Here is a 19,880-nt window from a genome sequence, read left to right on the forward strand (position 1 = left end):
GACTAGTGGGCCGCGACGGTCTTGTCAGCCATATAGCGTTCCTTGGCGTCCACGATCGTCTTCTTCATATCGGCCTTGATCTCGTCGTTCAGCGCCTTCTTCTCTTCGATCGTCTTGATCAGGCCCGGGTTAACGGTATCCACGTAGGCATACAGCGCCTTTTCGAACGGACGCACATCGGCGACTTCCAGATCGTCCAGGAGCCCGTTGGTGCCGGCGTAGATCGCCAGAATCTGCTTGGCGAACGAGAGCGGCTCAAACTGGTCCTGCTTCAGCAGCTCCACCAGGCGCGCGCCGCGGTTCAACTGCTGCTGCGTGGCCTTGTCGAGGTCGCTGCCGAATTGCGCAAAGGCCGCCAGTTCGCGGTACTGCGCCAGTTCCAGCTTCAGGCTGCTGCCCACCTGCTTCATGGCCTTGATGGCGGCCGAGAAGCCGACGCGGCTGACCGAGATGCCGACGTTCACAGCCGGGCGAACGCCCGAGTTGAACAGATCGGCTTCCAGGAAGATCTGGCCGTCGGTGATCGAAATCACGTTGGTCGGAATGTAGGCCGACACATCGCCCGCCTGCGTCTCAATGATCGGCAGCGAGGTGATGGATCCGGCGCCCAGCTTGTCATTCAGCTTCGAGCTGCGCTCCAGCAGGCGGCTGTGAAGATAGAACACGTCGCCCGGGTACGCTTCGCGGCCAGGCGGACGGCGGAGCAACAGCGAAATTTCGCGGTAGGCCGCGGCGTGCTTCGACAAATCGTCGTAGATTACCAGGGCGTGGCGCTTGGTATCGCGGAAGTACTCGGCGATGGCCGTGCCGGAGTACGGAGCCAGATACTGCATCGGGGCGGGGTCGCTGGCGCTGGCCACAACCACGATGGTGTAATCCATCGCGCCGTTGTCTTCCAGCGTCTTGACCACCTGCGCCACGGTCGAACGCTTCTGGCCGATGGCGACGTAGACGCAGATCAGGTCCTTGCCCTTGCTGTTGATGATGGTGTCGAGCGCGATGGCGGTCTTGCCCGTCTGGCGGTCGCCGATGATCAGCTCGCGCTGACCGCGGCCGATCGGGATCATCGAGTCAATGGCCTTCAAACCGGTGGCCATCGGCTCACGCACGGGCTGGCGGTCAATGACGCCGGGGGCCAAACGCTCCACCGGGTTGAACTCGGTGGTGTTGAGCGATCCCTTGTCATCGATGGCGCGTCCGAGGGCGTCGACCACGCGTCCGATCATGGCGTCGCCAACCGGCACGCTCATGATGCGGCCGGTGCGCTTCACCGTGTCGCCTTCCTTGATCTCCGTGGCTTCACCCAGAAGCACGCAGCCGACCTGGTCTTCTTCCAGGTTCATGGCCAGGCCGCTGATGCCATGCGGAAAATCAAGCAACTCGCCGGCCATGACCTTGTCGAGGCCGTGGATGCGGGCGATGCCGTCGCCGACCGACATCACGGTGCCAATTTCATCGACCGTGATCTTCGACTCGTAGTTTTCAATCTGCTCACGTATGAGCTTTGTGATTTCGTCTGCCTTGATCTGAGCCATATCCCGTTCTCGAAAAACGAACTTTTTGAAATCTCACAACCGCGCTTGCGCGCCGGCCACACCAGCGCGCGGCGCCGGAGGCCGTTGGAACCCTTGCCGCTTACTACTCGCTTGCCAACTCCTGGCGGAGGCGCTGCAACTGGCCGCGCACACTGCCGTCGTACACCGTGCTGCCGACGCGCACCGTGGCGCCACCCAGCAGCGAAGAATCCACCTGATAACTTGCTGTAACCTGCTTGCCCAGCTTCGCCGTCAACTGCGCCACCAGCGCCGCACGCTCGGCGTCGCCAAGAGCGCGGGCCGAAACCACCTCGGCCTCCACGATTCCCAGGCGCTGATTCAGTTCGGCGCGGAACTGCTTGGCAATCAGCGGCAGCGAAACAATGCGGCCGTGATCAATGAGCACCGCGATGAAGTTGCGCAACTGGCGCGGCACGGAGCCGAGCTTTGCCAGAATCGCATCCAGCAGCGCGTGCTTCTGCGCGGCCGGAACCGAAGGTGCATCCCAGACGCGGCGCAGGTCGTCGCTGCTCTCGTAGACATCCACGATGGAAGCGAGTTGCGCCTGCACGGCGGAGGCATCCAGCTTGGCATCAAGCACCACGTCGGCGAAGGCGCGGGCGTAGCGGCTGATCACACTGGCCATTACTTGCCGTCCTTTCCGAGCTTGCTCACGAATCCGCGCACCAGCGCTTCATCGGTTGCAGCGTCCACCTTGATCTTCTTTTCCGCCAGACCGACCGCCAGATCGGCGGCATAAGCCTTCAGGTCACGCTGGGCCGTGCGGGTCGCCGTGGCAATCTCCTGCTGCGCGGCTTCCACCACACGCTTGGCGTCCTCTTCGGCGGCCTGCTGAATGCGCTGCTCTTCGCCGCTGAAATCGGCTTCGGCAGCGGCGCGAATCGAGGCCACTTCACCGTCGAGCTTACTCAGGCGGGCTTCAATCTCGCCAAGACGGGCGGCAGCATCCACGCTGGCCTTGCGGGCTTCTTCCAAATCTTTCTGGATGGCGGCCGTGCGGGCTTTCATCGCAGCCGGTACCGCCGAACGCAGCATGAACCAGATAGCGCCGGCCAGAATCAGGAAGTTCAGCACCACAAAGGACCAGTAGGCCGCTTCACGCGACATGCCGGTGGAGTGCGCCAGCCACATCACGACCTTGTTGTACTTCAGGTCGGCGTGCTCTTCGCCCTCTTCTTCCTTCTTGCCTTCCGGCTGCGCGGCAGCCGTCTGGGCTTCCGGCGCCGGAGCGGCGGCCACGGCACCTGCCGGCTGGGCCGGCTGTGCAGCAGTGGCGGCGGGAGCCTGTGCGGAGCTGTTTTCCTGGGCTACGGCGAGACAGGCGCCAAACGCAGTCGTCAGCGCCAGAACAAGCAGAAAATTGCGGAGTGTTCGAATCATTCTAATTTCCGCCTGCCGCCGGGGCTTGGCCCGCACCGGCGGGCTGCAGAATGGTGCGGAGAATTTCGTTGGAGAGACGCTCGGCCTCGGCGCTGAGTGAAACCTTGGCGGTCTCAACTTCCTGCGTCAACTGCTGACGCGCGGCCTTTACCTGCTGATCGGCGTTGACGCGAGCCTTGGCGACGGCTTCCGTGCGGGCCTGCTGCGCCTTACCGCGGCGCGCTTCCAGCGACTTGAAGATCGTGGCCTTGGCATCACGCAGGCGCTCTTCGTACTCCTGCGCCTTGGCTTCTGCAGCGGCAATGTCCGTGCGCGCGCGCTCGACAGCGCCTTCCGTGCGATCATGCCGTTCTGCCAGAATCGCTTCCAGCGGCTTGTGCACCAGCTTGTGATAGATGGCGTACAGCAACAGCAGGAGCACAACCGTGGGGACGGCTCCGAGCAATAATTCGGCTACCTGTTTAAGGGTCTGGTCCATTCCTTTTTTGCTTTTGAGACCTGCGGATTGAGGGGTTCAGGAACATCCAAAACTAGCATTCCAAAAACGGACGTGTCAATGAAAAGCGTCCCCAGCCCCCCGGATGGCATCGAATCTAGCTTGGGACAAGACGCCGCAAAAATCAAGCATTTTGCTTGACTTCGCTTCCGCCGGCGCTACGATTTACGCATCACCTCCGATCCATCCGGATCGAATGGGCTTGCGGGCAAGGAAATGTCACCGCTTCTTGCCGGTAAGCCCATTTTAGTTTCCCGCCATTCTTTAGTTACCGAAGTTTTTCAAGCCACACCTCGCTCCGCGTCCTCCGCCTCCACTCCGCAATCAGAATGCAAAAGAAATGACCCGCCGTAGCGGGTCAGAGTCTTGTTCCAGGAGCTTGCTCGGAGCGACGCGGCTAAACAGTTTTGCCGTGGTGGCGCAGCAGGCCCTTGTAAGCCATTTCGATGAACTGGTCGCCGGTGAACATGCCATGCCCCCACTTGCCATCGAGATCGGCGGAAGGCTTGGCGGCGACGGCCTCGGCAACGGTTGCGCCTTTGTCCATTTGCTTGGCCAGCCGCTCGTGCAGGGTCTTCATCATGTCGGCGAAGGCCTGCACATCGGCCTTGGAGGCCAGCGGGCCGTGGCCGGGGATGATCTTCGTGTCCGACTTCGCCAAGTCCACGATCTTCTGCGCGGCCGAGGCCATGCCGCCGATCCAGCCCTTCGCGCCAAAATCGATGACCGGATAGAGGCCGTTGAAGACCAGGTCGCCGCTGTGTATGGCGTTGTGCTTTTCAAAGACGGCAAAGATGTCAGTGTCGGTATGCGCGTCGGCAACGTGCTCAAGCCGCAAGGGGTCGCCGGAGGCCAGCTTCAGTTCGTGCGCAAAGGTCTTCTTCGGCCAGGCCGCTTCCGGCCACGGCGGCATCACGCGCGGCGCACCGCTGAATGCCAGCCGCTGCTCGGTACTGAGGCGCTTGCGCGTGTTCTCATGGGCTACGATGAGGCAACCGGCCTTGGCGAAGTTCGCGTTGCCGTCCACGTGGTCGAAGTGGTAGTGCGTGTTCACCAGCGTCCGGGGCGCGGGTACGCCGAATGATGCAATCTTCGCCAACACGTCGGCAGTGCGGACGTGCGCCCCGGCGTCAATGACAATCGTCTCCTTGCCGGCGTGGAAGACCCCGATGTTGCCGCCAATGCCGGAGATCATCCACAGCCCTTCGACCACGGGCGTGACCTTGATCTCGGCCTTGGCCCACGCCTCGTTTGCTTTGCGAATAAATTCCGGCTCCTCGGCAAAGCTCAACTGGCTGAGCAGGCTCAGCGGCACACCGTAAACCACAGCCGCCACGGCGGCTCCCTTCAGCAACTCACGACGATTCACATTCCCCTCCAGAATCTTGCGGCTATTTCAGCTTGGACGCGGGCTTGCGCAGCGCAGCGGAAACCATGCGGTTCATGATGGCGTAACCGGCAGCGTTGGGATGCAGGCCATCGCCGGCCAGCTCGCGACGCATCTTGCCATCGGCGTCCACCATCGCGGAATAGTAGTCCAGGTATGGGATGCCGCGGCGGGCGCAAAAGGCTCTGAGCCATTTGTTCAGCGCGACAATGCGCGCCATCGGGCGGGTGGCAAAGTACTCCTGCGAAGCCTCCGTGTAGTTGTGCACCGGCGTAATCGAAGCAATCAGCACGTGGATGCCGCTGGCGTGCGCCAGCTCCGCCATGGAGGCGAAGTTGGCTTCAATGTCCTCGTTGCGAATGGGGCCGGTGTTGCCCGCAATGTCATTGGTACCGGCCAAAATGACGACCGCGCGCGGCTTCAGGGCGATGACGTCCTGCTGAAAGCGCACCAGCATCTGCGAGGTGGTTTGCCCGCTGATGCCGCGCCCGACATAGGGCTTGCCGGGGAAGGACTCGGCGATGGGCCACCCGTCGGTGATCGAGTCGCCGAAGAAGACGACGCGATTCTTATCCAACGGCTGCGCGAGCAGTTTGGCGTTGGCCTCGCGATATCGGACCAGTTCACCCCAATCGTCGGCCAGCCCCGTTCGAGAGGCTCGCCACTCCGCAAGGTGGCGGCGCGCGGTCTCTTCCACCGGAGCAGGCGCGGCCGCGCTCTGCGCAAACGCTCCCAAGCAGAATTGCATCGACAAGGCCAGCAACAGCACGGCGTTGCGCATCATGAATCTTCTCCCCCAAAGCGCGTTGCGCATCGAAATTCCGAGGACTGATTTGGTGGCAGACATTGTAAGCCGCCGATGTTACAGGGGAAACTGTGCAGCACGCCGCGCCGAGTGTTATTGCGGCCAATTACGCTGAGGTCTTGCTGCGGGTGCGCTTCTTCTTCTCCGGCAGGATGAAGGCTGCCAGCCGCCGCAGGAGCGACTCCGGCGCTTCCACCGAGAGCAGCACATCGCCCTCCGCGTATTCACGCGCGAGGATGCGCGCGTGCGCCTCCAGCGAGGCCAGCGCCTTGCCCTCCGACTGCGGCACCTTCAGGCGGGCCTTGCGGATCGGGTCCTGCTGCAGGTGGCGATCAATGGCCTCCAGCAGCGCGTCCATGCGCTCGCCTGTGGCGGCTGAAATGTGGACGGTCGTCGCATCGTCATTGAGCGCGGCACGCTTGGGCTCGGGCAGCCGGTCGATCTTGTTCATTACGTGCAGGCACGGTTTGTTGCCCACTTCGAGTTCACGCAGCACGCTCTCCACCTGCGCCATCTGCTCATGCGCCGTGGGGCTGGTGGCGTCGGTCACGTGCAGCAGCAGCGAGGCGCGCTGCACCTCTTCAAGCGTGGCGCGGAAGGCCGAAACCAGCGTGTGCGGCAGGTGGCGGATGAAACCCACGGTGTCCGACAGCAGCACCTCGCGCTTGCTGGGCAGGCGCAGGCCACGCAACGTCGGATCGAGGGTGGCGAACATGCGCGAGCTTTCCAGCACGCCGGCGCGCGTCAGGCGGTTGAACAGCGTGCTCTTGCCGGCATTGGTATAGCCGACCAGCGCCACCACCTCCACCGGCACGCTCTCGCGCCGCTGGCGCTGCTGCTGGCGGATTCGGCGCACGTCCTCCAACTGCTCCTTGACGTGGCGGATGCGGCGATAGATTTTGCGGCGGTCGGTTTCAAGCTGAGTTTCGCCGGGGCCTCGGGTACCGATGCCGCCGCCGGTCTGCGACATCTCCTTGCCGCGTCCGGCCAGGCGCGGCAGCATGTACTCAAGCTGCGCCAGCTCCACCTGCAACTGGCCTTCGCGGGTGCGGGCGTGGCGGGCAAAAATGTCGAGAATGAGCTGCGTGCGGTCGAGCACGCGCGCCTTCAGCGTGCGCTCCAGGTTGCGGAGCTGCGAGGGCGTCAGCTCATGGTCGAAGATGACCAGCTCGGCGCCGGTGGAGGCGATGATGCCTTCCAGTTCCTCCAGCTTGCCGCTGCCAATCAACGTGGCGGCGTCAGGGCGGTCGCGCCGCTGCATCAGCGTGCCTACAACCTTGGCTCCGGCGCTGGTGGCCAGCTCTTTCAGTTCGGCCAGGCTCTCCTCGGCGTCGAACGGAATGGTGTCTTCGTCTGCGGCGGCACGCGGCGTGGTGGCCGCCGAGCGCGCCTGGCGCGCTGCGGGCGGAACCGCCTGGGCTTGAGATGTACGGGAGGAGGATGCGCGAACAGAAGCCGACGCGGCCTCTGCGCCGGAGTCCGAGCCGCCCGTCGCATTGCGTTGCGGACGGCTGCGGAACTCCACGCCTACAAGAAAGGCTGTTTCCGGTTCTCCCAGCGCGCGTTCCATGGGAGAGAACCGGCGCGAAAGTTCGTCCTTATCGCGGCGGCTGGGGATGGCTCACCCCTGCGTCGTGGTTCCGGTTGCGGGAGCCGGTGCGGCCGGAGCCGCCGGGGCTGCCGCTGTGGGTGCCGGAGTTGCTGCGGGTGCGTGCGATTGCATCATGCTGCGCTCTGGATGCGCAGCCCGTGCCATCACCACAGTAGAAATGGCGTGCTTGAAAATCAACTGTTCCTGGTTGTTCGTCTCCAGCACGACCGAATACTTATCAAAGGAGCGGATGCGACCGGACAGCTTCACACCGCTGAGCAAATAGATGGTGATGACAGCTTTGTCTTTTCTGGCAGTGTTAAGGAAGGAATCTTGAATGTTCTGTGCCGGTTTGTTATCCATCGCTTAATTTCTCCTTCGTAGTTCAAACCACAGCCAACCGTACTGCCTGCCAGCGCTTGCAAAATCGCGCTTACTCCATCCGGACAAAACACTGCTATTCCGGATTGCACTACGATACGTCCTCGCCACACCAGATTTCAACCTGCTTGCAGCGAATTCTGCGGGCACCCCGGAAGGGCCTGTAAAGTGGCACAAATTCGGGAAGATACGAGCCCCAGCCCGGCCTTCCAAGCCTGCCACAGCCATGTTGCATCCTGATGACAGACCGCCGGACAAAATTCCGCGTTCGGGCCATGCTCAGGCCCGCAGTCATAGCGTTGGACGGGCGAGGGCGGAATCCGTCGCGGCCGGGGATTTAGCCCTTCCCGTCCATCCACAATTCATTCGCGTTGAATTTGCTGGTGCACTACGCTGTGACGATGCTTCGGGGCTGTCATGGTGTGCGGAGAAATCGATTCCGGGCGCACAAGCAGAACGCCCCCAAAAGCCCAAGGAAGGCTTGAACGGGCAATCGCCAGCTTTCGACACTATGCGACAGGGATTGATGGAGTAGTTGAGATCGAGTCGGAGTGGACGGCGAGACGAAGAGGACGGATGGGTTTGGTGCTTCGTGTTCGTGGAGTCAACACCCCCACCCTCTCGCTTCGCGAGAAGGATGGGGCACCCGAAGAACTATGAACGATGAGTACACAACGAAAGGGTGCGCCACCCGCCTCGTTCCTTCAGGAGATTACCGGCGGGCGAGATCGTAGTGGGTATCAGTACCGAATCGATGTTGATAATCTGAGCGGCTGGAACTTGCGTTACTGATGGAGCGAGAAAAATGCAGGAAAAGATAGAAGCTTTGTTAGGTACTGCATGTTCCAGACAGTTTCCGCAGCAACAACGGGAAGCCGCTTTCTTGGAACTTGCCTTACTCATCGAGAGGCGATACCGGATCGATCTTACCGGGAAGTGTCCGGCAGACGAGCACGCCAGCTCGGAGATGTCGAATGCAGAGGAGGCGGAGGTCGTCCTTCGGGTCGGTACCGTATTGTTACCCGAAGAGAAGGACGAAATCCTCTCTTCAGCTGCATCCGTATTAGGTTCAACCCGCAGCCAGAAGGCGCTTCGACTCTTGGTGGACTTGATTAAAAGTCCCGAGATGCGTGGACGGTTTCCTGTTCTGTATGCTGCCGTTGCGAATGTTGATGGACTCTATTTCTCACGCGAAGGGCCACTAGAATCCGAATTCGAAGAGCTACCAGTAAGGCAGATTCTGGAGGGCTTGGTTCCCAGCGGTAATGAGTTACTGGACGACCGTGTTCGCAGCGCCCTGTCGAATATGGACGTGGAATAGCGAAGCCAGTTTCGCGATTGAGTTCTATTCGTGCTCTGCACGGGGAGTATGGGTGACAGGTCCCCGCCGGTTCTCCCTTTTGCAGCGAATCGAAGCGACGGTCGCCCTGTGGAGGACGGTCGTTGTGTTTAGGAGTGGCGGGTGGCGCAGCCTTTCGGAAATGAATGTTTCGGGTGCCCCATCCTTCTCGCGGAGCGAGAGGGTGGGGTAGTCAGCAGTTTCACGGCGCGTGGCCTGGACAACACTCTGTTCGTTGTCCAGAGAAGTTGAACGGCTCGGCGCTGGTTCTCTTGCCCGCAAGAGAGTTCTAAAATCGTCCGCGAAAGCCGGGGTTTCGGCCGGGAGACTTTCCGGAGTGGGGGCCTCTGCAAACAGCCTTCGTAACCGGTCCTCTGCGCGCCTATAATGTCGGGATGGAAGAGAGAGACTTTTACAACGAGCGCGCCGAAACCCGCAAGCACACCCTGACCTGTCCCCACTGCGGGCAGAGCGCCGAGTACGACATCAGCTGGCTGGTGCGCACCAAGAAACAGTCTCTATCCGGACGCGCCGACGAGCGCGACCGCGCCCGCTTTGCCAAGTGGCGCAGCTACATGGTGCGCCGCGAAGACAAGGTCGGCTGCAAGAACATGCGCTGCCGCAAACCCTTTGAGATCGCGGGCGTGCAGTCGGTGGCCTTCCTCGAGTAAGCCACCGGCTGCCTCACGCCGCACGCTTCCCTACTGCACTCTTGCGCTGTACGCCTGGGCTCCGCCTTTGTAGCCCAGGTCGCCGCCAGTCCATCCGGCGTTGCCGCCCGGCTGCGCCTGCATGGGGCTGATGCGGCTGTTATCCACCTTGAAGGTCGAGACCAGTTGCTGCAATTCCAAGGCCAGCCCTGACAGGTCCTGGCAGGATTTTGCGGACTGCTCGGCGTTGTTGGCCGACTGCTCCACCATCCGCGCGATCTCCGTCATGTTGTTGGTGATCTCCTCGGCGGTAGCGGCCTGCTGCGTGGCTGCCGTGGCAATCTGCGTCACCATGTCGTGCTGGTGCTCGGCCGAACTGATGATGTTCTGGAGCACGTTGCCAGCCTCGGTGGCGGCGGCCACGCCGGCGTCCACCTTGGTCGTCCCTCGGCGCATGGCGTCCACGGCATTGCCCGTCTCGCGCTGGATGGTCTGAATCATCTGCGCGATTTCCTTGGTAGCGCTGCTGGTGCGCTCGGCCAGCTTGCGCACCTCGTCAGCCACCACGGCAAAGCCTCGCCCCTGGTCCCCGGCGCGGGCAGCCTCAATGGCGGCATTGAGTGCCAGCAGGTTCGTCTGGTCGGCAATGTCGTCGATGGTGCCGATGATTTTGCCGATGGATTCGCTCGAGCGTCCAAGTTCCTCGATCTTCCCGGCGGTATCGCGCGTGGCGTCGGCCAGTTCACGGATAACGCCGATGGTCTGCTCCACCACCTTGCCGCCATCAGCGGCGGCCTTGCCGGAAGCTTCCGCGTTGGAGGCCGCGTCGCGGCTGTTGTCGCTCACCTGGTTCACCGTGGAATTCATCTCGTGCATGGCGGTGGCGATCTGGCTCACCTGGTCACGCTGCAGGCCGGAGGCGGTGGAGACATTATTGGCGGAGGCGGAAATCTCCTCCGAGGCGCGGGCCAGGGTCTCCGAGTGGCGGCTGATGCCGGTGATGGTGTCGCCAATCTTCTCGAATGACGCATTCAACGCACGGCCCACATCGCCCAGTTCATCCTTGGAGCGCGCATCAATGCGGTGCGTCATATCGCCCTGGGCCAGGGCCGCCGAGGCCTCGTTCAACTTCGCAATCTGCCCGTTGATGTGCCGCGAAACAAAGAAGACCAGCAGGCTGACCGCGCCGCCCATTCCCAGCGCCATCACCCCCATCGTCCACAGGCCGCGCGTGACCTCCGACTGCGCCAGGCTTTCGTTCTCCTGAATGCGCTCCTGCACGGCAGTGTTCAACTCCTGCAGGGCGGCCTGCTGCGCCGTATTGAGCGGCAGCATCTTCTGCTCGCGCAGGGCACGGGCTTCGGCGGGCTTGCCGGCGCGGATCAGCGGCAGGTACTCGTTGCGCGCGATCTCCATGTACTTCGCCGCCAGCCGGTGCGAGTCGCCTTCCAGCAACTGACGCACGCGTGGGGCCTTCACATGCTGCAGGTAGTACTCGTGCTTCTTGTCGTAGGCGGCGGCCATGCTGTCGAAGCGCTCCACCAGCTTCTGCACCTTGCCAGCGTCCTGCGTGCCTTCCATCTGCAGGAATACCGTGGGAAACTCCGCCATGGAGAGGTCGGGCGGCGAGATGTCGGACATCAGGTCCTTGTCGAGAATCTCCAGCTTGTAGCGGTCGCTGCCAATCTCGACCTGGCGCATAGTGAAGAACGAAACTCCGTAGACCGAGACGATGCCGGCCAGCGCGGCCACGGCGATCAGGGAGAGTTTGACTTTGTACTTGATGTCAGCGATGCGAAACATGGGCGTCTGCTCCAGCCAGCAATGTCAGTCTTCAGAGGCTCTTTCTGAATCCTCCCCGGCGGGATTTCAGCCAGGTAACGCGCATAACGGTGGCCGGATTTCATTTCTGAAGCAGATTTGTACAAAGCCCTTTCGTAAGTTACCCGCTGGCGCCTCCGCGAATGGGAGTGTCTGCGGCTTCTTTCCACTCTGACTCCGGCTGAATGGATTTCCTGAAACCTTTGCCAACGCTCCTCACATTTTTTGCCACCCGCGGAATCCGCACGCATCGAATCCAACGACTGAATGGGTATTCATTTTTCTCGGGCCTCGGGATATACTCGCCAGTCTCGCAGCCGAAGGGTTGCCGATTCCGGGGTCAGGGGTGGACCCGCTGAGTCTTTCGTTTTGCTTTCCGACTTTGTGACGTTGCTGTAAGGCTGCGGTGCGCCCGCGGCCCAGACCTGTGTAGAGAGGTGCCTGGGTGAAGATCCTGGTATGCATGAAGCAGGTTCCACAGAAGGACGCTCCACTGAAGCTGAACGACGCGCAGACGTGGATCCGTGAAGATGTCTCCTACGAAGTAAATGAGCCGGACGCCTACGCGCTGGAAGAAGCTCTGCAGCAGAAGCAGAAGCACGGCGGCGAGGTTGTCGTCATCAGCGCCGGACCGGCCCGCGCCCAGACCGTGCTGCGCGAAGCGCTGGCCAAGGGCGCCGACCGCGCCATACACCTTGAGGACGACCGCTTTGTCGGCCTCGACGCCTGGAACATTGCGCGCGCCATCGCTGCCGCCATCAAGGACGAGCAATTCGATCTGGTCTTCACCGGATTGCAGTCGGATGACTACGGCTACGCGCAGACCGGCGTGCTGCTTGCCGAGCTGCTCGGCTGGCCACACGCAACCATCATCATGCAGATTGAGAAGACCGACGCAGGCCTGCGCGTGAAGCGCGAGCTTGAGAGCGGCTACTTCCAATACGTGAACGTGCCTCTGCCTGCGGTGCTCACCATCCAGAGCGGATTGAACAAGCCGCGCTACGCCACGCTGATCGGCATCAAACAGGCGAAGATGAAGCCGCTGCGCAAGGTCACCTGGGACGAGGTGGCTCCGGCGATGGGTGAGAACCTGCAAAAGATCGAGCGACTTTACGTTCCGCAGAAGACGAAGAAGACGGAATTTCTTGAGGGCACTCCGGCCGAGCAGGCAAAGAAGCTGGTGGAGAAGCTCAAGAACGAGATGGGCGTGCTGTAGGCGCGCACGACGCAAGGGGGCGCCATGACCGACAACAAACCGGAAGAAATGGATGTGGAGTCTCGCCGCGAGCGCGGCATGGCCGTAACCGTGGTGGGTTGGATTCTGTGGGGCTTTGCCCTGCTCTGCCTGTTCTTCCGTCCGGCGGAGCAACGGCTGGGCGGCTCGGCGATCTTCTACACGGTGCTTGCGCTTGCCGTACTGGGACTGGTGCTCAACATCATCGGCTGGCGCATGAAGAACGCCGCAATGAAGAAGTAACGCGGACGGCGCCGCAGCGATGCAGATTCACAGTGGCCTCTGCGGAGGCCCGGGCCTGAACCGAAAGAGTGCATCCGAAAGGGATTCGAATGGCAGAGACGATTCTGGTCGTAGTCGAGCAGCGTGATGGGAAGTTGAACCGCGTCTCCTGGGAGACGCTGACGGGCGCGCAGGCCGTTGCGGCCGCCACTGGCTGGGCACTGGAAGCCGCCGTGCTTGGCACAGGCGTTGCGCCGGTCGCCGCGGAAATCGCGGCCGCAAAGCTCTCCAAGGTTTACTGCGTGGAAGGCGAAAGCCTGGCGGCCTACACGCCGGACACCTACATTGCGGCGCTGAAGTCGCTGCTGGCCAAGCACGCACCCAAGCTGGTACTGATGCCGCACACCTACCAGGTGCGCGATTTTGCGCCACGGTTGGCCGCCGCGCTCGGCAGCACCGTCATCAGCGACTCCATCGGCTTCAAGTACGAAGGCGGCAAGCTCGTATTTACCCGCCAGATGTTCCAGGGCAAGTACGCCGCCGACGTCAGCTTCACTGGCCCCGGCCCGTGGTTCGCCACCTTCCAGACCGGCGCCTTCCGCGGAGACCAGTGCGAGCAGGGCGCGGCGCCAGCGCCGCTTGAGAACCTCGCCGCCGAAGCTGCCACGGCGCGCACCAAGCCCGAAGCTCCGTTCAAGGAAGCCAAGCAGGCCGTGGACCTGACGCAGGCCGAGATCATCGTCAGCGTGGGGCGAGGCATCAAGGAGCAGAAGAATATCGAGATCGCACAGGCTCTGGCCGCCGCGCTCGGCGGCGAGATAGCGGCCTCGCGCCCGATCTGCGACCAGGGCTGGCTGCCGATGGAGCGGCAGGTGGGCAGCAGCGGACAGACCGTAGCACCCAAGCTCTACCTCGCGCTCGGCATCAGCGGCGCCATCCAGCACCTGGTCGGTATGAAGGGCTCTCGCCACATTGTGGCCGTGAACAAGGACGCCGAAGCGCCCATCTTTGAAGTGGCCGACGTGGCCGTGGTGGGCAACCTGTTTGACATTGTTCCGGCGCTGACCGAAGAAGTGAAGAAGGCGAAGGGGTAACAGGAAGTTTCGGTTTCGAGTTTCAAGTTGAGAGTTTCGAGAAAGGATTCTCGGCGATGGGACATTCCTTCCGTGACCTGATCGTGTGGCAGAAAGCAAAGCTGCTTGCGCTGGAAGTCTACCGCCTGACGGATACCTTCCCGGCCAAGGAAGCATGGGGGCTGACGGCGCAAATGCGTCGAGCAGCGATCTCGATTCCTTCCAACATTGCGGAAGGTCAGGGGCGAGGAAGCAGAGCAGACTTTGCCAAATTCCTCTGCATTTCTCGTGGCTCGGTGCTCGAGCTGCAAACACAAGCTGAAATTGCTGCTGAACTGAACTACTTAAAGAAGAAACAACTCGATGCCTTCGAATACCAGAGTGGTGAAGTCTTGCGCCTAGTAAATGGCCTGTTGGACTCCCTGCGCCGTGGAGACCGCTCATTGCGAGCATAGTCGCACAGGCGATTCGGTTCGAAACCTGAAACTTGAAACACGAAACTCGAAACCGCGAGCTTATGATCACATTCCGCACCCCTCTCTCGAATGTTGACCACCCCGTGATGGAAGCCGATGTTGTCATTGTCGGCGGCGGGCCTTCGGGCCTGGCCTGCGCGCTGCGGCTGGCGCAACTCATTGACGCGCACAACGCGACCCACCCCGACGCGCCCATCTCGAAGGAGAACATCTACCTGCTCGACAAGGCGCGCGAGGTTGGCGCTCACCTGCTCTCGGGCGCGCTGCTCGATCCGCGCTCCATGAACGAACTGCTGCCCGGATGGGAGACGGAAGCGCCCATCGAGGCCGAGGTCACCAAGGAAGCCTTCTACTTCCTGACCGCCAAACATGCGCTCAAAGCACCCATTGTGCCCCCGCCCATGCGCGACCACGGCAACTACGTCATCTCCATCAACCGCTTTGCCAAGTGGCTGGGGCAGAAGGTGGAGGAGAGCGGCGTCACGCTCTTCACCGGCTTTGCCGGCAGCGAGCTTCTATTTGAAGGCAACGCGGTGGCGGGCGTGCGCACCGACGACAAGGGCGTGGACAAGCAGAACCAGCCGAAGGGCAACTTCGAACCCGGCTACGATCTGCGCTCGAAGATCACGGTGCTGGCCGAGGGCTCACGCGGCTCGCTGACCAAGCAGTTGGTGAAGCATTACGACCTCGACGCCGAGCGCAATCCGCAGACCTACGGCGTGGGCGTAAAGGAGCTATGGGAGCTGCCTGCCGGACGCGTGGCGCCGGGCGAGGTGATTTACACGCTCGGCTACCCGCTGACCACCAAGGAATACGGCGGCGCGTGGATTTATGGCGGCAAGGACAACACGATCTCGCTCGGCTACGTGACGGCGCTCGACTACCCCGACCCACGCACCGACCCGCAGCACGTGCTCCAGCAGTTCAAGCAGCACCCGATGATCGCCCGCCTGCTTGAAGGCGGCAAAATGGTTCGCTACGGCGCGAAGACACTGCCTTATGGCGGCTGGTGGTCGCTGCCACGGCTCGGCGGTGACGGCTGGATGATTGTCGGCGACTCGGCGGGCTTTTTGAATTCGCAGCGGCTGAAAGGCATCCACCTGGCCATCAAGAGTGGCATGCTGGCGGCGGAAACCGCCTTCGAGGCTCTGCTGGCACAGAACTTCACGACCGCGCAGTTGAGCAGCTACCGCGCCAAGGTCGATGCTTCGTGGCTGCGCGACGAACTCTACCCGGTGCGCAACTTCCACCAGGGCTTTGAGAACGGGCTGCTGCCCGGCATGCTGCATGCGGGGCTACAGCAGTTCACCGGCGGCCGCGGCCTGTTTGAGCGCTATCCATCACACCCCGGACACACGCGCATGAAGACCACGGTCGACATGCAGGGCTACGGCGACGACCGCACCTTCCTTGGTCCCGCGAAGGGCGACGGCAAGCTTACGTTCGACAAGCTGACCGACGTCTACCACTCGGGCACCAAGCACGAGGAGGACCAGCCGGCGCACCTCGTCATTCTCGATACGAACGTGTGCGCCACGCGCTGCGTACAGGAGTTCGGCAGCCCGTGCCAGAACTTCTGCCCGGCCAACGTCTACGAGATGGTGGATGCCCCCGGTGGCGGCAAGCAGATCCACCTGAACCCCTCGAACTGCGTGCATTGCAAGACGTGCGACATCATGGACCCGTACCAGATCATCACCTGGGTGCCGCCCGAGGGTGGCGGCGGCCCGAACTACGAGGGCATGTAGGAAAGTACGAAGGGACGAAAGTTCGAAAGTACGAATTGGGACAGCCCCGCGCGCGTCTTCCGCACTTTCACCGGTAGGGTGAATGCGGTAGGGGCCTGAGCGAAGAGGTTTCCATTTCGTACTTTCGTCATTTCCTACTTCGCTTGTTCTCAGGCTTCCGTTGCTCGACGGAACTGAATCCCGTCCCCGCGCCTCGCATCCGTTGTATAAACTGTCTGCATGAGTTTCTTGTCCTCAGTCCGCGAAGATATTCGCTCGGTTTTCGAGCGCGACCCAGCCGCAACCTCCACGGTGGCTGTGCTGCTCTGTTACCCCGGACTGCATGCGGTGTGGGCTCATCACATCACGCACTGGCTGTGGCTGCGCAACTGGCGGCTGCTGGCGCGCTTCCTCTCGCAGGTGGCCCGTTGGCTCACCGGCACGGAGATCCACCCGGGCGCCGTCATCGGCCACCGGGTCTTCATCGACCACGGCATGGCCGTGGTGATTGGCGAGACCGCCATCGTCGGCGATGACGTGACGCTCTACCAGGGCGTGACGCTGGGCGGCACCGGCAAGGAAAAGGGCAAGCGCCATCCCACGCTGCACAACGGCGTCTTTGTGGGCAACAACGCCAACGTGCTCGGCAATATCACCATCGGCGAGAACTCGCGCATCGGCGCCGGCTCGGTGGTACTGCGTGACGTGCCGCCGAATTCGACCGTCGTTGGCGTGCCCGGCCACATCGTCTACCGCGACGGCCAGCGTGTGCTCATCACCGACCCTCACCAGATCAAGGACCCGCTCTCCGACGTCATCATTGCGCTCGGCGCGCAGGTGGAGCAGCTCAAGCGGCGGCTCGACAAGCTGGACGGCGTGGTGGCCCAGGCCGTGGAGGCGCAGACGCCGACCCCGCTCCAGTGCCTGGCCGACGAGGACCTCGACATTGACACCTTCCGCAAGCAGATGCTCGCCAACTCCACCCACGAGGGCGGACTGGGCATCTAAGCAAAATACGAAATTTCAAAATTGCGAAGTACGGAATAGGGCAGAAGACGATCCTGCCTGCGGAGTGGAACTTCTGCTCAGGCGAGAGCGTTTGGCGGAAGCGTGTGCGAGTCGAACGCACCCGGGACGTCGCGAAGACGCCCCGCGCCGGTTTTGAAGACCGGGAGGATCACCGGACCCCCTTCGCTTCCGTTGCAAAATCTATCAGCGATTACAAAGCAAAGTGGCATCGGAGTCAAACAGGCACGGAATGCGCTGCTTGTGCGGATGCGAGCGAGAACATTGTTCCCGGCGCTTACTGTTTGGTCAGGGTGAATTGCTGCGGATGGAAGCCGCAGCCGACGCCGGACAGCGTGAGCGTGCCGGTGATGCTGTGGGTGATGCCCCGGCTGTGGGCCAGTCCGGCCAAGGCCAGCGCCACGTGATGCGGCCCGCTGGTATCCGCACCCGCCACGCTGAGCGCGTTGCCGGTGACGAACGAAGAGACCGGCGCTCCCGCCTCCGAATATCCTTGCTGCAGCTTCAGCGTGCCGGAGGGGTAACAGTCAGGCCCGTTGCTGATGGTGGCGGTACCGCCAAGCGAAAAAACACCGTCCACGGTAGGAGAGCTCTGCTGCTGCCAGTTGACGGTGACGCGTGTGCCCGCAACCGTGGTGCCCGTCCAGGTGCCGCTCAGGTTCGCCACAGGACGCCCGCTCAGCACGCCCTGCTCGCCGTCGGCACAGCCGCCCTGCACCTGATAGCTGCCGCTCAGTGCAGAGCCGTTGTACTGCGCGTCGATGGTGATGACCTGCCCGTAGACGGAATTGGACGTGAGATGCACGCTCGAACCTTGTATCCAGCCGGTAACGGGGATGTTGGTCTGCGTCTGGATGGCGGGCATGCGCGGCGTGGAGCACCGGCTGAAACTGATGCTGTGCAGAACCCCTGTAAGGTTGCTGCCATTCTGCTGCAGACTGGCGCCCAGCGAACCTGTTGAGGCCGCTGCCCCGGCCACGCGCGTCGTCATCAGCCAGTTGCCGGTGGGCAGCGAAACCGGCTGGCTGATGGTGCCGCAGCCGGCAAACGCCAGCACGCAGGCAAGGGTCACGACGATGAGAAACCGGGTGGACGAACTCTTCATGCGAAACGAGCGAATTTTGCAGGCTCGATTTGACTCTATCGCTTGCCGCCGAGGGCGTAAACCCGCATGGAGGTAAGTTTTGTAAACTTTGGTGCAACTTGAACAGCCACAGCGGGTTGATACCTGCAGCGAAGTACAACTCTTTCTCTCAAGAGGCTGTTACAGGTGGCCCGGAAGATCGGGCCACTTCTTTTTGTGGGGAGCATCCGCAGAAAAGGCGCATTGCAACCCCTCACGCTTTCCCGGCATCTCTTATAATTGACATGACAGTTTCCGACCGGAGCGGCCTGCCCACAGGATGGCCTCCCCGGCGAGGCGCGGAGCAACGCGCCGAGGGTGTGGCGGGAAACGGCCACGCCTCCCGAGTGGAAAGGAAACGCCGCCACCTTTCAGTGCGCCTGCTCCAGGGCGCGGGGTCGCTGCGCCACCTTTCGGCAGGACCCTATGGCATTAGTCGACAAGTACGGACGCACCATCCACGACCTGCGCGTCTCCATCACAGACCGCTGCAACTACCGCTGTGTTTACTGCCGCACCGGCAACAACGGAGCGCAGTTCCATGACCTGCCGCTGGCGGACTACCTGCGCATTGCGCGGCTGTTCGTGTCGCTCGGCGTCACCAAGGTACGGCTGACGGGCGGTGAGCCGTTGCTGCGTCCTGACCTGCTGGAACTGGTGCGCGAGCTGGCCACGCTGCGCACGCTGGAGGGCCGTCCACTCGACCTGGCCATTACCACCAACGGCCACCTGCTGGCCAAACTGGCGGCACCGCTCAAGCAGGCCGGACTGAACCGCGTCACGGTCAGCATGGACGCCGTGGATCCCGCGCTGTTTGCGCGCATCACGCGCGTGCCCAACGGTTACGAGAGCGTGATGGCCGGCCTGCATGCCGCACGCGAAGCAGGACTGCCGCCGGTGAAGATCAACTGCGTGCTGCTGCGCGGCTTTAATGACGACCAGATCGAGGCCTTTGCCGACTTCGCCCGCCGCGAGCAGCTTGTGGTGCGCTTTATCGAGTTCATGCCGCTGGAGGAAGATCGCCTGTGGACGCCGGAGACAGTCGTTCCACTGGCCGAGGTGGTCGAGCGCATTCAGCGCGTACACCCGCTGCGCGAGCTGCCGCACGGCGCCAGTGAGACCGCACGCCGCTATGCCTTCGCCGATGGAGCGCCGGGAGAGATCGGCGTCATCGCGCCCGTGTCATTGCCCTTCTGCGGACAGTGCTCGCGCATACGGCTGACCTCGGACGGCAAGCTGCGCACCTGCCTGTTCTCCGTGCTGGAGCACGACCTGCACAAGCGCATGCGCGACGGTGCCAGCGACGACGAGTTGCGCCACTACATTGAGCACGTGGTGGAGCAGAAAGAACCGCGCCACCGCATTGGCGAGCAGGATTTTGAGCGGCCCTCGCGCAGCATGGTGCACATCGGGGGGTAGGACCGCGTTCCCGGTTCTCAGTTCCCTGTTCCCAGGAGCAGCGGCGTTGCGCTTGGCGAGCCTGCGGCTCCGGGGCGTCCATTCAGCGATTCATCACTTCGTACTTTCGCACTTTCGTAATTTCGTACTTCGCCGAGGCGCGCCATCGCCGAGGAGAAGATTGGCGCGTTCTGC

Annotated in this window: 19 protein-coding genes, 1 tRNA gene and 1 riboswitch; of the genes, 9 read left to right on the forward strand and 11 right to left on the reverse strand. The window is 62.3% G+C overall.

The window, feature by feature from the left end; translation table 11 throughout:
* Positions 1 to 2: 2 nt before the first annotated feature.
* From atpA to hfq, 8 genes are all read right to left on the reverse strand, one after another.
* Positions 3 to 1,535 (reverse strand): F0F1 ATP synthase subunit alpha, encoded by a 1,533-nt coding sequence (gene atpA, locus AC6IZO_RS10855; RefSeq protein ID WP_497804815.1) that lies wholly within the window; start codon positions 1,533 to 1,535, stop codon positions 3 to 5.
* Positions 1,536 to 1,638: 103 nt separating this feature from the next.
* On the reverse strand, positions 1,639 to 2,181 hold the full coding sequence (gene atpH, locus AC6IZO_RS10860) for an ATP synthase F1 subunit delta (protein WP_497804816.1): 543 nt from the start codon (positions 2,179 to 2,181) through the stop codon (positions 1,639 to 1,641).
* Positions 2,181 to 2,936: a F0F1 ATP synthase subunit B gene (locus AC6IZO_RS10865; RefSeq protein WP_497804817.1), complete on the reverse strand. Its 756-nt coding sequence runs from the start codon at positions 2,934 to 2,936 to the stop codon at positions 2,181 to 2,183. The genes atpH and AC6IZO_RS10865 overlap by 1 nt, the downstream gene beginning before the upstream one ends.
* A gap of 1 nt (position 2,937) precedes the next feature.
* Positions 2,938 to 3,414 carry a F0F1 ATP synthase subunit B gene (locus AC6IZO_RS10870; protein ID WP_497804818.1) on the reverse strand — a complete coding sequence of 159 codons (477 nt, stop codon included), beginning with the start codon at positions 3,412 to 3,414 and terminating at the stop codon, positions 2,938 to 2,940.
* Between the two features lie 415 nt (positions 3,415 to 3,829).
* Positions 3,830 to 4,801 carry an MBL fold metallo-hydrolase gene (locus AC6IZO_RS10875; protein WP_497804819.1) on the reverse strand — a complete coding sequence of 324 codons (972 nt, stop codon included), beginning with the start codon at positions 4,799 to 4,801 and terminating at the stop codon, positions 3,830 to 3,832.
* A 22-nt stretch (positions 4,802 to 4,823) separates the two neighbouring features.
* Positions 4,824 to 5,603: an SGNH/GDSL hydrolase family protein gene (locus tag AC6IZO_RS10880; RefSeq protein WP_497804820.1), complete on the reverse strand. Its 780-nt coding sequence runs from the start codon at positions 5,601 to 5,603 to the stop codon at positions 4,824 to 4,826.
* 127 nt (positions 5,604 to 5,730) lie between these two features.
* Complete coding sequence (gene hflX / locus AC6IZO_RS10885) at positions 5,731 to 7,194, reverse strand: GTPase HflX (RefSeq protein ID WP_497804821.1); 1,464 nt, start codon at positions 7,192 to 7,194, stop codon at positions 5,731 to 5,733.
* Positions 7,195 to 7,245: 51 nt separating this feature from the next.
* Positions 7,246 to 7,578, reverse strand: coding sequence for an RNA chaperone Hfq (gene hfq / locus AC6IZO_RS10890; RefSeq protein ID WP_497804822.1), 333 nt, complete (start codon positions 7,576 to 7,578; stop codon positions 7,246 to 7,248).
* A gap of 823 nt (positions 7,579 to 8,401) precedes the next feature.
* On the opposite strand from hfq, the gene AC6IZO_RS10895 reads away from it, so the two are divergent.
* Positions 8,402 to 8,917: a hypothetical protein gene (locus AC6IZO_RS10895; RefSeq protein ID WP_497804823.1), complete on the forward strand. Its 516-nt coding sequence runs from the start codon at positions 8,402 to 8,404 to the stop codon at positions 8,915 to 8,917.
* Positions 8,918 to 9,330: 413 nt separating this feature from the next.
* A complete protein-coding gene (locus AC6IZO_RS10900) occupies positions 9,331 to 9,606 on the forward strand; it encodes a hypothetical protein (protein ID WP_497804824.1) in 276 nt (91 codons plus the stop codon).
* A gap of 30 nt (positions 9,607 to 9,636) precedes the next feature.
* On the opposite strand, the gene AC6IZO_RS10905 is transcribed toward AC6IZO_RS10900, so the two are convergent.
* The gene (locus tag AC6IZO_RS10905; RefSeq protein WP_497804825.1) at positions 9,637 to 11,388 is read right to left on the reverse strand and encodes a methyl-accepting chemotaxis protein; all 1,752 of its coding nucleotides are present in this window, start codon (positions 11,386 to 11,388) and stop codon (positions 9,637 to 9,639) included.
* 481 nt (positions 11,389 to 11,869) lie between these two features.
* On the opposite strand from AC6IZO_RS10905, the gene AC6IZO_RS10910 reads away from it, so the two are divergent.
* The 6 genes from AC6IZO_RS10910 to cysE all read left to right on the forward strand — a co-directional run bounded on the left by AC6IZO_RS10910 (position 11,870) and on the right by cysE (position 17,146).
* Positions 11,870 to 12,622, forward strand: a complete 753-nt coding sequence (locus AC6IZO_RS10910) for an electron transfer flavoprotein subunit beta/FixA family protein (RefSeq protein WP_497804826.1) — start codon at positions 11,870 to 11,872, stop codon at positions 12,620 to 12,622.
* A gap of 24 nt (positions 12,623 to 12,646) precedes the next feature.
* Complete coding sequence (locus AC6IZO_RS10915) at positions 12,647 to 12,883, forward strand: hypothetical protein (protein WP_497804827.1); 237 nt, start codon at positions 12,647 to 12,649, stop codon at positions 12,881 to 12,883.
* Between the two features lie 89 nt (positions 12,884 to 12,972).
* Entirely contained in the window at positions 12,973 to 13,956 is a 984-nt protein-coding gene (locus tag AC6IZO_RS10920) for an electron transfer flavoprotein subunit alpha/FixB family protein (protein WP_497804828.1), read from the forward strand.
* A 56-nt stretch (positions 13,957 to 14,012) separates the two neighbouring features.
* The gene (locus tag AC6IZO_RS10925; protein ID WP_497804829.1) at positions 14,013 to 14,390 is read left to right on the forward strand and encodes a four helix bundle protein; all 378 of its coding nucleotides are present in this window, start codon (positions 14,013 to 14,015) and stop codon (positions 14,388 to 14,390) included.
* A 62-nt stretch (positions 14,391 to 14,452) separates the two neighbouring features.
* Positions 14,453 to 16,159 carry an electron transfer flavoprotein-ubiquinone oxidoreductase gene (locus tag AC6IZO_RS10930; protein ID WP_497804830.1) on the forward strand — a complete coding sequence of 569 codons (1,707 nt, stop codon included), beginning with the start codon at positions 14,453 to 14,455 and terminating at the stop codon, positions 16,157 to 16,159.
* 219 nt (positions 16,160 to 16,378) lie between these two features.
* Complete coding sequence (cysE, locus tag AC6IZO_RS10935) at positions 16,379 to 17,146, forward strand: serine O-acetyltransferase (protein ID WP_497804831.1); 768 nt, start codon at positions 16,379 to 16,381, stop codon at positions 17,144 to 17,146.
* A 92-nt stretch (positions 17,147 to 17,238) separates the two neighbouring features.
* On the opposite strand, the gene AC6IZO_RS10940 is transcribed toward cysE, so the two are convergent.
* A tRNA-Sec gene (locus AC6IZO_RS10940) sits at positions 17,239 to 17,337 on the reverse strand.
* Positions 17,338 to 17,441: 104 nt separating this feature from the next.
* Positions 17,442 to 18,269 (reverse strand): hypothetical protein, encoded by an 828-nt coding sequence (locus AC6IZO_RS10945; protein WP_497804832.1) that lies wholly within the window; start codon positions 18,267 to 18,269, stop codon positions 17,442 to 17,444.
* A gap of 259 nt (positions 18,270 to 18,528) precedes the next feature.
* Positions 18,529 to 18,661, forward strand: a riboswitch (molybdenum cofactor riboswitch).
* A 52-nt stretch (positions 18,662 to 18,713) separates the two neighbouring features.
* Here AC6IZO_RS10945 and moaA point away from each other — a divergent pair.
* Positions 18,714 to 19,706 (forward strand): GTP 3',8-cyclase MoaA, encoded by a 993-nt coding sequence (moaA, locus tag AC6IZO_RS10950; RefSeq protein WP_497804833.1) that lies wholly within the window; start codon positions 18,714 to 18,716, stop codon positions 19,704 to 19,706.
* The last annotated feature ends 174 nt before the right edge of the window (positions 19,707 to 19,880 follow it).

The sequence above is a fragment of the Oryzophilus luti genome (genome assembly GCF_059726245.1).

Bases quoted from the DNA above. Each gene is read 5' to 3' on its own strand.
- AC6IZO_RS10915 (WP_497804827.1), top strand. From the start codon at position 12,647: ATGACCGACAACAAACCGGAAGAAATGGATGTGGAGTCTCGCCGCGAG.
- hfq (WP_497804822.1), bottom strand. From the start codon at position 7,578: ATGGATAACAAACCGGCACAGAACATTCAAGATTCCTTCCTTAACACT.
- atpA (WP_497804815.1), bottom strand. From the start codon at position 1,535: ATGGCTCAGATCAAGGCAGACGAAATCACAAAGCTCATACGTGAGCAG.
- AC6IZO_RS10930 (WP_497804830.1), top strand. From the start codon at position 14,453: ATGATCACATTCCGCACCCCTCTCTCGAATGTTGACCACCCCGTGATG.
- AC6IZO_RS10870 (WP_497804818.1), bottom strand. From the start codon at position 3,414: ATGGACCAGACCCTTAAACAGGTAGCCGAATTATTGCTCGGAGCCGTC.
- AC6IZO_RS10880 (WP_497804820.1), bottom strand. From the start codon at position 5,603: ATGATGCGCAACGCCGTGCTGTTGCTGGCCTTGTCGATGCAATTCTGC.
- AC6IZO_RS10900 (WP_497804824.1), top strand. From the start codon at position 9,331: ATGGAAGAGAGAGACTTTTACAACGAGCGCGCCGAAACCCGCAAGCAC.
- AC6IZO_RS10925 (WP_497804829.1), top strand. From the start codon at position 14,013: ATGGGACATTCCTTCCGTGACCTGATCGTGTGGCAGAAAGCAAAGCTG.
- hflX (WP_497804821.1), bottom strand. From the start codon at position 7,194: ATGGAACGCGCGCTGGGAGAACCGGAAACAGCCTTTCTTGTAGGCGTG.
- AC6IZO_RS10895 (WP_497804823.1), top strand. From the start codon at position 8,402: ATGCAGGAAAAGATAGAAGCTTTGTTAGGTACTGCATGTTCCAGACAG.
- AC6IZO_RS10945 (WP_497804832.1), bottom strand. From the start codon at position 18,269: ATGAAGAGTTCGTCCACCCGGTTTCTCATCGTCGTGACCCTTGCCTGC.
- AC6IZO_RS10920 (WP_497804828.1), top strand. From the start codon at position 12,973: ATGGCAGAGACGATTCTGGTCGTAGTCGAGCAGCGTGATGGGAAGTTG.
- atpH (WP_497804816.1), bottom strand. From the start codon at position 2,181: ATGGCCAGTGTGATCAGCCGCTACGCCCGCGCCTTCGCCGACGTGGTG.
- AC6IZO_RS10910 (WP_497804826.1), top strand. From the start codon at position 11,870: ATGAAGCAGGTTCCACAGAAGGACGCTCCACTGAAGCTGAACGACGCG.
- moaA (WP_497804833.1), top strand. From the start codon at position 18,714: ATGGCATTAGTCGACAAGTACGGACGCACCATCCACGACCTGCGCGTC.
- cysE (WP_497804831.1), top strand. From the start codon at position 16,379: ATGAGTTTCTTGTCCTCAGTCCGCGAAGATATTCGCTCGGTTTTCGAG.
- AC6IZO_RS10865 (WP_497804817.1), bottom strand. From the start codon at position 2,936: ATGATTCGAACACTCCGCAATTTTCTGCTTGTTCTGGCGCTGACGACT.
- AC6IZO_RS10905 (WP_497804825.1), bottom strand. From the start codon at position 11,388: ATGTTTCGCATCGCTGACATCAAGTACAAAGTCAAACTCTCCCTGATC.